The organism is Streptomyces sp. NPDC001492 (assembly GCF_053597275.1).
In genome coordinates this window covers 19,093-31,181 of the sequence record NZ_JBSFHW010000077.1, presented here as the reverse complement: position 1 = coordinate 31,181, position 12,089 = coordinate 19,093, and the positions used below count along the sequence as shown (strand labels likewise).

Genomic DNA, 12,089 nt, shown 5'->3' with positions numbered 1-12,089 from the left:
GGCGCGGGGCGGCGTCGACCTGCGGCTCCGCCGCGATGGGGGTCCCCCCGCTCGAGCGAAGCCGAGAGTGGGGGAGCGACCAGCCACGAGGCACCCGCAGACGAATCCCCGGGCCTACAACGAAGCCCCTAGTGCCACTCCGGCGAGCACCCGCAACGCCCGCTCCAGATCAGGCAAGGCAGCCGACGCGAGCCCAAGTCTGACGGCGTTCGGACTGCGTTGGGGGTCCACCACGAAGGCAGTCCCCGGCGTAACGGCGATCCCGTGCGCCGCCGCGGCGGCCGCAAACGTATCCGCGCGCCACGGCGCAGCCAACTCCCACCAGGCGAAATACGCCCGCGGATCACACCGCACCCGAAGCCCCGCCAGATGCTCGGCGACCAGCCGCTGCCTGCGCGCCGCGTCCTCCCGTTTCGCCGCCACCAGCCGCTCCACCGTCCCGTCCCCGATCCACCGCACCCCCGCCTCCAGCGCGAACCGCCCGGCACTCCACCCCCCGGACCGCACGGCCGCCGCCACCGCCTCCACCCGATGCGCGGGTACGACGAGAAAGCCGGCCGTGAGCCCGGGCGCGACCCGCTTGGAGAGACCGTCGACGACATGGGTGAGGTGGGGGGCGTACGCGGCGAGGGGGTCGGCGGTCTCGGCCGGGTCGGCGAGGAAGGACCAGATGCGGTCCTCCACGACAGGGATGTCCAAGTCGCCCACGACTTCGGCCAGTTGGCGCCGCCGCGCCTCACCCGTCGTCACGGAGGTGGGGTTGTGCAGGGTCGGCTGGACGTACAGCGCCGCCAGGGGAGCGGCCCGGTGGGCGGCCGCCACCGCCTCCGGACGCAGCCCGCCCTCGTCCGTGGCCAGCGGGACCAGCCGAATGCCCAGCCGGCCCGCGATCTCCTTGACCAGCGGATACGTCAGCTCCTCGACCCCCACCCGGCCGCCCGGCCGCACGAGGGAGGCGAGGGTGGCGGCGATGGCCTGGCGGGCGTTGCCGGTGAACAGCAGCCGGTCGGGGGCCGGGCGCCAGCCGGGGGTGGCGAGCAGGGCCGCCACCGCCTCGCGGGCCTGCGCGGTCCCGGCGGCGGGGGCCGGGCGCAGGGCCTCAGTGAGGACGTCGGGGCGCAGCATCGGCGCGAGAACGGGGGCCAGCAGCTCCGACTGGCCGGGCGCGGAAGGGTAGTTGAGCTCCATGTTCACCGGGGCCGCGGTCGCCGGTTCGACGAGTGCGCGCCCGGCGGGTCCGCTCCGGGCGGCCCGTACGAAGGTGCCCCGGCCGACCTCGCCGACGACCAGCCCCCGCCGCACCAGTTCGCCGTACGCCCGCTCCGCCGTGGAGGCCGCGATCCCGTGCCGTCGGGCGAACTTCCGCTGCGGAGGCAGCCGTTCCCCCGGCCGGAGCCTTCCGGCGGCGATGTCGTCGGCTATGCGGTCGGCTATCCGCCGGTACGCGTCCACGAGGCCCCCTGTTTGCTGCCGCTGCCGGTATTGCACCGAGGGCAAAGATCTTATTGCACTGAGGAAGGGGACCGCCCTAGGGTCGAGGCCATGCCGATCCCGCTGGTCCTCGTCCACGGCCACCCCTTCGACCACACGATGTGGAACCCGCAGCTGGAGGCGTTCTCCGGCGCCCGCCGGGTGATCGCCCCCGACCTGCGCGGCTACGGCGCCTCCCCTTCGGCTCCGGAGGTCACGCGCTTCGAGGAGTTCGCCCAGGACCTCGCGGCGCTCCTGGACGAGCTGGGGGTGGAGTCGTGCGTGCTCGCCGGGCTCTCCATGGGCGGCCAGATCGTCATGGACTTCCACCGGCAGTTCCCCGCCCGCGTCCGCGGCCTGGTCCTCGCCGACACCTTCCCGGCGGCGGAGACACCCGAGGGCGTCGAGGTGCGGCACGCCATGGCGGACCGCCTGCTGCGGGAGGGCATGGGCGGGTACGCCGACGAAGTCCTGGAGAAGATGGTCGCGCCGTACGCCTCCGCCGAGGTCAAGGCGCATGTCCACCGCATGATGACGGCCACCCGTCCCCACTCCGCCGCGGCGGCCCTGCGCGCCCGCGCCGCCCGCCCCGACTACCGCGAGCTGCTCACCACCGTCACGGTCCCGGCCCTGGTGGTCGTGGGCGCCGACGACACCTACACCCCGGTCGCCGACGCCGAGGCCATGCACGCGGCGCTCCCCGACTCGACGCTCCACGTCATCGAGGGCACGGCCCACATGCCGAACCTGGAGCGGCCGAAGGAGTTCAACGAGGCGCTGGAGGGTTTCCTGGCGCGCATCGACTCCGCCGGGGGATGATTCGGGCATCCCACTCCTGAGCGGAGGGCCCGGACCTTGGACACTGCGGCTGCCGAGTGGACCGCTGCGAGCGAGGACGAGCCGGTACGGCGGGCCGGGCGGCGCTTCGCGGCCTGGTGCGCGGGGCTGCTGCTGGCCGCGGTGAGCGTCGTCGTCGGCTGCCGGGCCGCCGACAGCGACGGCTTCACCCCGGTCCCCCAGGTCCTCGCCTTCCTGCCCTGGCTGCTCGCCCCCGCCGGACTGGCCCTGCTCCTCGCGCTGCTCGGCCGCTGGCGCCTCGGGATGGCGTGGGCGCTCGTCGTCCTCGGGCTGCTGGCGTGGTTCATCGAGCCGTACGGGAAGACGGACGAGCCCGGCGGCGCCGCCGTCGCCGAGTTCAGGGTGCTGACCTCGAACGTCGAGTTCGGGCGCGGGACGGGCTCCCTCGTCCCCGAGATCCGGCGCCACAAGCCGGACCTCGTGTTCGTGGAGGAGTGCGAGTACACCTGCCAGGCCCGGCTGCAACAGGACTTCGGCGCCGACTACCCGTACCGGCGGGCCGTGGCGGCCGACGGCAGCCACGGCTCGGTCATCCTCAGCCGTTTCCCACTCAGGGGCACGGCAGGCGTGACCGGGACCATGGGCATGCCCGGTGCCGTCGCCGATGTGCGCGGACATGCCGTACGGCTCCAGCTGGCCCACCCCATGCCGCCGCTGCCCGGCCAGGTCGGCCTCTGGCGCAGGGAACTCGGACGGCTGCGGAACGCCGCGGCCGCCGCCCGTACGCCCCTGATCCTGGCCGGCGACTTCAACGCCTCCCAGGACCACGCCGCCTTCCGCCGCATCCTCGACACCGGCCTGCGCGACTCCGCCCGCCTCGCGGGCCACGACCGCACACCCAGCTGGCCCGCCCGCACGGCCCCGGCCTTCGGCGCCCAGATCGACCACGTACTCGTCTCCCGGGACTTCTCGGCGAACAGCACCCGCTTCCTGCACCTGACCGACACCGACCACCGCGCACTGCTCGTGGACCTCACGCTTCACCAGCGCGGATGAGCCGGACCCGAATGCCCCTACCCGCCCTCCGCCGCACCCTCGACACCCGCCCGCACAACGCCCTCCCGCCTCCCCGACCACACCGCACGGCCCCCACGTCCGACACCCGGATCAACCACGTACTCGTCCCCCGGGACTTCTCGACGAACAGCACCCGCTTCCTGAACCTGACCCGCACCGACCACCGCGCACTGCTCGCGGACCTCACGCTTCACCAGCGCGGATGAGCCGAGCCGGGGTGCTCATAATGGGCGCATGTCCCGAGAGTTCCCCGCCGGCCTCACCCCTCCCGACTGGCTGGTAAGGAACCTTCGGCCCCAGCGGGCCCCGGTGAACCGGGCTGCCGTGGCCCGCGCGGCGACCGCGATGGCGCTCCCGCTGGCGATCGGCCTCGCGGCCGGCCGGCCCGACTACGGTGCGCTGGCCTCCATGGGTGCCCTCTCCGGTGTCATCGGGGACACCGCGGACGCGTACCGCATGCGGATCCTCAACATCGCGATCCCGCAGCTGTTCGGCGCGATCGGCGTGACCCTCGGCTCCCTGGCGTTCGGGCACGGCTGGGTCGCCGTCGCCACGGTCACCGCCGTCGCGCTGGTCTCCGGGATGATCTCGACGATCGGGGCGGTCGCCTCCGTGTCGGGGCTGCTGCTGCTCCTCAACTCCGTGGTCGGCGCGGGACTGCCGATGCCGGGCGACTGGTGGCTCGCGCCCCTGCTGATGTCCGGCGGCGGACTGCTGGTCCTCCTTCTCGCGCTGCTCGCCTGGCCCCTGCGGTCCGGGGTGCCGGAGCGGGCGGCGGTCGCGGACACCTACCGGACCGTGGCCACGCTGATGTCCGCCTGCGGCACCCAGGAGTACGACGCCGCGCGCCACGCCGTCACCCAGTCCCTGAACCAGTCGTACGACCTCGTCCTCGCCCGCCGCGCCCGCCACCACGGCCGCAGCCCCGAACTCACCCGCCTGCTCGCCCAGTTGAACGCCATCACCCCGGTCGTGGAAGCCGCACCGGCCGTCCGGCTGAGCGGCACCGCCCTCCCGCCGGAGGTCCCGGAGGCCGTACGCCACCTCGCGCAGGCCGTGGAGACCGGCTACACCGGACCGATAGGGCTGACACTGCCCGTGCCGGCGTCGGAGACCGCCCGCGCCGTCGACCACGCCCTGCGGCACGCCGCCGAGGTCGTCACCGCGCCCGATGTGGACCCGAGGGGCATCGACGACCGCCTCGGCCGCCCGGCGGCCCTGTCGATCCGCGCCGCCCGTGCCGCCCGCAACGTCACCCTCTCCGCCAACTCCTGGCGCTACGGACTGCGCCTCGCACTCTGCATCGGCATCGCGCAGGCCCTGGTGTCGATCATCCCCGTGCCGCGCTCCTACTGGGTCGCCCTCACCATCACCTTCGTCCTCAAACCCGACTTCGGCTCGGTCTTCTCCCGGGCGCTGCTGCGGGCCCTCGGCACGGTCGCGGGCCTGGTGATCGCGGCTGCGGTGCTGGCGGCGGTACCGCGAGGCTGGTGGGACGTGGTGGCGATGCTGGTCCTCGCCCCACTGATCCCGGCGCTGACGCCCCGCGGCTACGGCTACCAGACGGCAGCCATCACCCCCGTGATCCTGCTCCTCTCCGACATCCTGAACCACCAGGGCACCGCCCTGCTCCTGCCCCGCCTGGTCGACTCCCTCATCGGCTGCGGCATCGCACTGGTCGCCGGCTACCTGCTGTGGCCGGAGAGCTGGCACACCCGCGTCGGCGACCGGCTCGCGGACGCGGTCGCCGACACCGCCCAGTACGTCGAGTCCACCTTCGGCGACGGCACCGAACCGGCCGCCCGCGCCCGGATGCGACGCCGCCTCTACCGCGATCTGTCCGTCATCCGTACGGAGTTCCAGCGCGCCCTGACCGAACCGCCGCCCACCGGCCGCCGGGCCGCCGCGTGGTGGCCGCTGGTCGTCGCCGTCGAGCGGATCGTGGACGCCACGACGGCCGCGGCCGTGCGGGTACGGCACGGGGCGGCCACGCCGTCCGCCGCCGAGGTCCGCCAAGTGACCATGCAGCTCGCCGAGTTGGCGGAGGGTGTGCGGGACACCGAGGTCCTCTACCCGGTCCGTACGGACCTCACCGGGCCGGCGGGCAGCGTGCTGGAGCCACTGCGGCAGGAGGTGGCGGCGGCCCGGGCGATCGCGTCACCGCACTGAGCCCGGAACGCAGGTGGGTGCGGCGAGTCACGAGCCACGGGAGTCGTTGCCCTCGCGGTAGGAGAAGTCGGCGTCCGAGGACCCGGCCTGGAGCTTCACGTTCGACACCGCGCCGTTCCAGATCTGGGCACTGCGGGCCATCTCGGCGCTGAACGTGGGCGCCGCGGAGGCGTCGTAGGTGACCGTGACGGCGGCCGCGCTGGGCGACCCCCAGGCGTACGCCTCCTCGCGGCCCGCACAGAAACCGACCTGGAGGGCGCCCTGCCGGCACTGGAGGAGGCGTACTGGGAATCGGCACGGCGGGCACCGGCTTACCGGGAGTGGCTGGAACACGAGGCGTCCCCGTTGAGGCGTGGTTGACACGAGTGACCGTGCTGTCCCTTGCCCCTGCCCAAGATCGCCATCTGGGGCCGCTAACCTTACGTGTCCGTCCTGGCCAGGGATTGACGGGATCAACTCACGCGAAGGGTTGCGCACATGGGCATTCTCACTCTCCTGCGGAACGCGTTCGGCAGGTCACGCAAGGGGCGTGCCTCCGAAGCAGAGGGTGCGGACCTCACCACTTCGCACACTCCGGAACCGACGGTCCCGGCCCCCTCCCCGGAGCCGCAGCCGACCCCATCCGCGCAGGTCCCGGAGCCGCGCTCGTCGTCCCAGGAGGACCAGGACGAACACGAACTGGTCTCGGCGGCCTTCGACAACGTCACGGTTCCGAGGCCGTCGGAGCCGGTGGACCAGGTGACCGCGGAGCCGACGCTCGACGAGCCGTCCGAGCCGACGGCGGAGACACAGCCCGAGCCCAAGGAGCAGCCGGAACCGGCCACGGAGCCGACCCTGACCGCTGAGGTCGAGGCTGAGAAGCCGCAGCAGACCGCTGCTCCGGAGGCGGAGCCCACCCCCGAGCCGGTCGCGGAGGTCGTTCCCGAGCCGGAGCCGGAGCCGGAGCAGACGCCTGAGCCGGTGGCCGCCCAGGAGCCGGAGCCCACCGCGGCGCCGGAGGCGGAAGCCGAGCCCGAGCCCACGCCGGTGGTGGAAGCCACGGAGCCGGAGCAGATCGCGGCACCGGAGGAGACCCCGGAGGCCGCCCCCGAGCCGGTCGCGGAGGCCGAAGAGCCGGAGCAGACCCCCGAGCCCGTGCCCGCCGAGGCCGAGGCCGACGAGCCCGCGGCCGCCGACGGCGAGGACACCCCACAGGGGCCACCCGCAGCCGACATCGAAACCAGCACGGGTGGTGCGGGCGGGAACAACTCCGCCGAAGGCGAAGCCGAGGCCGACGAGCCCGCAGCCGCCGACGGCGAGGAAGCCCCACAGGGGCCACCCGCAGCCGACGACGAAACCAGCACGGGTGGTGCGGGCGGGAACGACCCCGCCGAAGGCGAAGCCGAGGCGGAAGCCGAACCCGCGGCCGAGGCACAGCCGGAAGCCGAGGCGGAGCCCGAGCCGGCGGCGGCAGCCGAGGAGCCGGCGGCAGCCGAGCCCGTAGCCCCCGCCCCCGCGCCGGAGGCCGACGCCCCCGCCGCCGCCCTGGCGAAAGCCGGCCTCACCACCGCCCGCGCCAAGATCTACCTGGTCCTCGACCGCTCCGCGAGCATGCGCCCGTACTACAAGGACGGCTCCGCCCAGGCCCTGGCCGACCAGACCCTCGCCCTCGCCGAGCACCTGGACCCCGCCGGCAGCGAGAAGACCTCCGTCCACGTCGTCTTCTTCTCCACGGAGGTCGACGGCACCACCGACCTCACCCCGGCCTCCCCCGAGACCGCCATCGACGACGCCCACGCCGGTCTCGGCCGCATGGGCCGTACCAGCTACCACGCAGCCGTAGAGGCCGTACTGGCCCACTACGACGCCAACACCCCCGACGCGAAGACCCCCGCCCTGGTGATCTTCCAGACGGACGGCGCCCCGGACGCGAAGACCCCCGCCACCCAGGCCCTCACCGAGGCCGCGAAGACCCACCCCCAGGTGTTCTTCTCCTTCGTCGCGTTCGGCGACCACGACAACAAGGCCTTCGACTACCTCCGCAAACTGAAGACCGACAACACGGCCTTCTTCCACGCGGGCCCCACCCCCCTGGAGCTCACGGACGCCGAGCTCTACGACGGCGTACTGATCGACTGGCGCCCGTAGCCCCGTAGACCCGCCGAAAGAACGAAAGATCACCCGGGCCGCCCCTTCCCACCCCGTAAAACGGGAAGCGGGCGGCCCACCCATGTCGGCTACGATTTCAAGGTTCGCAAAGAACCAAGAACCCCGAAATCCGACCTGGGAGCAGCCCCCGATGGCTCGACACCTCATCACCAGCGCCCTTCCGTACATCAACGGAATCAAGCACCTGGGCAACATGGTGGGGTCCATGCTCCCGGCGGACGTGTACTCCCGGTACCTCCGCCAGCGCGGCCACGACGTCCTGTACATCTGCGCGACGGACGAGCACGGCACCCCCGCCGAGCTGGCGGCCAAGGAGCAGGGCATCCCCGTGGACGAGTTCTGCGCCCAGGCGCACGACGCCCAGAAGGCGGTCTACGACGGCTTCGCTCTCGCCTTCGACTACTTCGGCCGCAGCTCCTCCCCGCAGAACGTCGAGATCACCCAGCACTTCGCCCGCCGCCTCAACGAGAACGGCTTCATCGAGGAGCGGGCGATCCGCCAGGTCTACAGCCCCGCCGACGGCCGCTTCCTCCCGGACCGCTACGTCGAGGGCACCTGCCCGCACTGCGGCTACGACAAGGCCCGCGGCGACCAGTGCGAGAACTGCACCCGCGTACTGGACCCGACCGACCTGATCAACCCGCGTTCGGCGATCTCCGGCTCCACGGACCTGGAGGTCCGTGAGACCAAGCACCTCTTCCTCCTCCAGTCCAAGCTGGAGAACGAGGTCCGCGAGTGGGTGGCCCGCCACGACAAGGACTGGCCGCAGCTGGCCTCCTCCATCGCCCACAAGTGGCTGACCGAGGGCCTGCACGACCGCGCGATCACCCGCGACCTGGACTGGGGCGTCCCGGTCCCGGCCGACACCTGGCCGGAGCTGGCGGCGGAGGGCAAGGTCTTCTACGTCTGGTTCGACGCCCCGATCGAGTACATCGGCGCGACGAAGGAGTGGTCCGACAAGGACCCGGAGAACCGCGACTGGAAGTCCTGGTGGTACGACGTCGACACCGACGTCCGCTACACGCAGTTCATGGCGAAGGACAACGTCCCGTTCCACACGGTGATGTTCCCGGCCACCGAGCTCGGCGTCCGCGAGCCGTGGAAGAAGGTCGACTACGTCAAGGCCTTCAACTGGCTGACGTACTACGGCGGCAAGTTCTCCACGTCCCAGAAGCGGGGCGTCTTCACCGACCAGGCCCTGGACATCCTGCCGGCGGACTACTGGCGCTACTTCCTGATCGCCAACGCCCCGGAGTCGGACGACTCGTCCTTCACCTGGGAGCACTTCACGGCGACGGTCAACAAGGACCTGGCCGACACCCTCGGCAACTTCGTCAACCGCGTGCTGTCGTTCTCCAGGAAGCGCTTCGGCGAGGAGGTCCCGGCGGGCGGCGAGCCGGGGGAGGCCGAGCGGAAGCTGGGCGAGCAGATCGCGGAGCTCCTCGCCGAGTACGAGTCCCAGCTCGACTCCCTCCAGTTCCGCAAGGCGGCCGCGGCCCTGCGCGCCCTGTGGTCCGCGGGCAACTCCTACCTGGAGGAGAAGGCCCCCTGGCTGGAGATCAAGACCGACCAGGACGGCGCGGCCCTGACCCTGCGCACGGCGATGAACCTGATCCACCTCTACGCGGTGGTCTCGGAGCCGTTCATCCCGACGACCTCGGCCGCCATGCGCCAGGCCTTCGCCCTCCCGGAGACTGCATCTGATCAAAAGCGTGCGACCTGGGTCTCCGCCACCGAGGCGAAGTCCCTCACCGCCGTCCCCGCGGGCACGCCCTTCACGGTCCCGCCGGTCCTGTTCGCCAAGCTGACGGACGAGGATCTGGAGACGTACAAGGAGCGCTTCGGGGGCGAGGCCGCGTAGGAACCGTGAGAGACGGGGCTCGGAAGGCCGTTCGGCTTTCCGGGCCCCGTATTGTTCGGCCATGGCAGTGCCCGAAATCGTTCCGATCGCCTACGTGCCCAAGCACCGGACCGAGTCCATCGGCCGGTACGCGCAGGGGCAGTTCCTGGCATCGATCACCTATGCCTTCCCGCAGGGGTTCCGGCCCGACGACGGCTGGGAAGAGCACAAACGTCTCTACACGGTGCTCCACACCTTCGACGCCGAGGGCGAGTACCGCGACTCGGAGATCTGGTGTGCCGGCACCTGGGCCGAGCAGCAGCGCAACCCGCACGGTGACGACTCGGTCCTCACCCGCGCCCGTATACACCTGGCGAAACTGCTGCGCAGCCTGCCCCGGCGCTCCTACACGGACATCGCCATACGGCCGTTCCAACTCACCGCGGACGGTGTGTTGTTCGGCCTGGTGACCGGTCAGGACGAGGAGGGCAGCTGGGCCGAGCTCTACCCGGACCGCCTGTTCTTCTCCTCGCCCTGGGACGGCTCGTACGACACCTGACGGCTCGTACGACACCCAGGCGCCAGGAGAGCACTCCGGCGCCCGTCGGCGTCGCCGGTTCCGTCAGCAGGTTCCTCGCCGACGGCTCCAGGCCCGCGGCCGGCGCCGGCTTCCAGTTCACCGTCGTGCTCAAGCGAAAGGGCTCGAAACCGACGCCGGTTTCGAGCCCTTCGTATGCGGCCTGTGGCCTACTACTTCGGCTGCGGCTTGCGCACCGACAGGTGCAGCTCCTTCAGCCGCGCCTCCTCCAGCTCCGTCGGCGCGCCCATCATCAGGTCCTGGGCGTTGCCGTTGAGCGGGAAGGCGATGGTCTCGCGGATGTTCGGCTCGTCCGCGAGGAGCATGACGATGCGGTCGACGCCGGGGGCGATGCCGCCGTGCGGCGGGGCGCCGAAGCGGAAGGCGCGCAGCATGCCGGCGAACTTCTCCTCGACGGTGTCACGGTCGTAGCCCGCGATCTCGAAGGCCTTGAGCATGATCTCCGGCTCGTGGTTCCGGATCGCGCCGGAGGACAGCTCGACGCCGTTGCAGACGATGTCGTACTGCCAGCCGAGGATGTCCAGCGGGTCCTGGGTCTGAAGGGCCTCCAGACCGCCCTGCGGCATGGAGAAGGGGTTGTGCGAGAAGTCGATCGCGCCGGTCTCCTCGTCCTTCTCGTACATCGGGAAGTCGACGATCCAGCAGAACCGGAAGACGCCCTCCTCGAAGTGCCCGGCGCGCTTGGCGGCCTCGACGCGGACCGCGCCCATGATCTTGGAGACCTCGTCGAACTCGCCCGCGCCGAAGAACACCGCGTGCCCGGCGGCCAGCGACAGGCGCTTGGTCAGCTCGGCGACGTTGTCCTCGGTGAGGAACTTGGCGATCGGGCCGGAGAGCGAACCGTCCTCGGCCACGCGCACCCAGGCCAGTCCCTTGGCGCCCTGCGAGACGGCGAAGTCGCCGAGCTGGTCGAAGAACTTGCGGGGCTGCGCGGAGACGTCCGGCACCGGCAGCGCACGCACGTGCTTGCCGGCGAAGGCCTTGAACTCCGAGCCCTCGAAGATGTCGGTGATGTCGACGAGCTCCAGCTGGGCGCGCAGGTCCGGCTTGTCGGAGCCGTACTTCAGCATCGCCTCGCGGAACGGGATCCGCGGGAAGGGCGAGGTGACATGGCGGCCGCCGCCGAACTCCTCGAACAGCTCCGTCATCAGCTGCTCGATCGGGCGGAAGACGTCCTCCTGCTCGACGAAGCTCATCTCGACGTCGAGCTGGTAGAACTCGCCCGGCGAACGGTCCGCACGCGCGTCCTCGTCACGGAAGCAGGGCGCGATCTGGAAGTAGCGGTCGAAGCCGGAGATCATCAGCAGCTGCTTGAACTGCTGCGGGGCCTGCGGCAGGGCGTAGAACTTGCCCGGGTGCAGACGGGAGGGGACCACGAAGTCGCGGGCACCCTCGGGGGAGGTCGCCGACAGGATCGGGGTCGCCATCTCGTTGAAGCCGAGCGCCGTCATCTTGTGCCGGATGGCCGAGATGACCGCCGTGCGCAGCATGATGTTCTTGTGCATGCGCTCGCGGCGAAGGTCCAGGAAGCGGTACTCCAGGCGCCGCTCCTCGTTGACCCCGTCCTCGGTGTTGATCGTGAACGGGAGCGGGGCGGCGGCGCCGAGCAGCTCGACCTCGCCGACCTCGACCTCGACCTCACCGGTCGGCAGGTCGGGGTTGACGTTCTCGGTGCCCCGGGAGACGACCTTGCCGTCGACGCGGACCGTCGACTCCTTGGTCAGCTTGTCGAGGGCCTCGTAGGCCGGGGTGCCCGGACGGGCGACGAGCTGCGTGATGCCGTAGTGGTCGCGCAGATCGATGAAGAGGATGCCGCCCAGGTCGCGCCGATTGTGCAGCCAGCCACTCAGCCGGACGTCGGTGCCGACGTCAGAGGAGCGGAGCTCGCCGCAGGTGTGGGACCTGTACCGATGCATCGTCGTTCATCCAGTCTTCGCGGATCGGGGGGCTGTGTTTCAGGGTGTTTCACGTGAAACAACCCCCAGAGTA

General features: G+C 71.5%; 9 protein-coding genes and 2 pseudogenes. 8 read left to right on the top strand and 3 right to left on the bottom strand.

Annotation, left to right across the window (positions count from 1 at the left end; genetic code table 11):
• Window positions 1–114: 114 nt before the first annotated feature.
• A complete protein-coding gene (locus ACWC1K_RS48005) occupies window positions 115–1,452 on the bottom strand; it encodes an aminotransferase-like domain-containing protein (RefSeq protein ID WP_450840245.1) in 1,338 nt (445 codons plus the stop codon).
• 90 nt (window positions 1,453–1,542) lie between these two features.
• Here ACWC1K_RS48005 and ACWC1K_RS48000 point away from each other — a divergent pair, with 90 nt between their 5' ends.
• From ACWC1K_RS48000 to ACWC1K_RS47985, 4 genes are read left to right on the top strand one after another with little or no spacing between them, the layout of a single operon-like run.
• Window positions 1,543–2,289, top strand: a complete 747-nt coding sequence (locus ACWC1K_RS48000) for an alpha/beta fold hydrolase (protein ID WP_450840244.1) — start codon at window positions 1,543–1,545, stop codon at window positions 2,287–2,289.
• A 36-nt stretch (window positions 2,290–2,325) separates the two neighbouring features.
• Window positions 2,326–3,324, top strand: a complete 999-nt coding sequence (locus ACWC1K_RS47995; RefSeq protein WP_450840242.1) for an endonuclease/exonuclease/phosphatase family protein — start codon at window positions 2,326–2,328, stop codon at window positions 3,322–3,324.
• Between the two features lie 11 nt (window positions 3,325–3,335).
• On the top strand, window positions 3,336–3,551 hold the full coding sequence (locus ACWC1K_RS47990) for a hypothetical protein (protein WP_450840240.1): 216 nt from the start codon (window positions 3,336–3,338) through the stop codon (window positions 3,549–3,551).
• 28 nt (window positions 3,552–3,579) lie between these two features.
• The gene (locus ACWC1K_RS47985; RefSeq protein WP_450840238.1) at window positions 3,580–5,514 is read left to right on the top strand and encodes an FUSC family protein; all 1,935 of its coding nucleotides are present in this window, start codon (window positions 3,580–3,582) and stop codon (window positions 5,512–5,514) included.
• Window positions 5,515–5,544: 30 nt separating this feature from the next.
• Here ACWC1K_RS47985 and ACWC1K_RS47980 read toward each other — a convergent pair.
• Window positions 5,545–5,721 (bottom strand): annotated as a pseudogene (locus tag ACWC1K_RS47980) (snapalysin family zinc-dependent metalloprotease); the annotation flags it as partial.
• Here ACWC1K_RS47980 and ACWC1K_RS47975 point away from each other — a divergent pair.
• The 4 genes and pseudogenes from ACWC1K_RS47975 to ACWC1K_RS47960 form a co-directional block, all read left to right on the top strand.
• Window positions 5,716–5,874, top strand: a pseudogene (locus ACWC1K_RS47975) (LysR family transcriptional regulator); the annotation flags it as partial. The pseudogenes ACWC1K_RS47980 and ACWC1K_RS47975 sit on opposite strands and share 6 nt — an antisense overlap.
• Window positions 5,875–5,991: 117 nt before the next feature.
• Window positions 5,992–7,641 carry a VWA domain-containing protein gene (locus tag ACWC1K_RS47970; protein ID WP_450840237.1) on the top strand — a complete coding sequence of 550 codons (1,650 nt, stop codon included), beginning with the start codon at window positions 5,992–5,994 and terminating at the stop codon, window positions 7,639–7,641.
• Between the two features lie 151 nt (window positions 7,642–7,792).
• Window positions 7,793–9,523: a methionine--tRNA ligase gene (gene metG, locus ACWC1K_RS47965; protein WP_450840235.1), complete on the top strand. Its 1,731-nt coding sequence runs from the start codon at window positions 7,793–7,795 to the stop codon at window positions 9,521–9,523.
• Window positions 9,524–9,584: 61 nt separating this feature from the next.
• Window positions 9,585–10,061, top strand: coding sequence for a hypothetical protein (locus ACWC1K_RS47960; RefSeq protein WP_450840234.1), 477 nt, complete (start codon window positions 9,585–9,587; stop codon window positions 10,059–10,061).
• A 191-nt stretch (window positions 10,062–10,252) separates the two neighbouring features.
• On the opposite strand, the gene aspS is transcribed toward ACWC1K_RS47960, so the two are convergent.
• The gene (gene aspS / locus ACWC1K_RS47955; protein ID WP_450840232.1) at window positions 10,253–12,016 is read right to left on the bottom strand and encodes an aspartate--tRNA ligase; all 1,764 of its coding nucleotides are present in this window, start codon (window positions 12,014–12,016) and stop codon (window positions 10,253–10,255) included.
• Window positions 12,017–12,089: the final 73 nt, after the last annotated feature.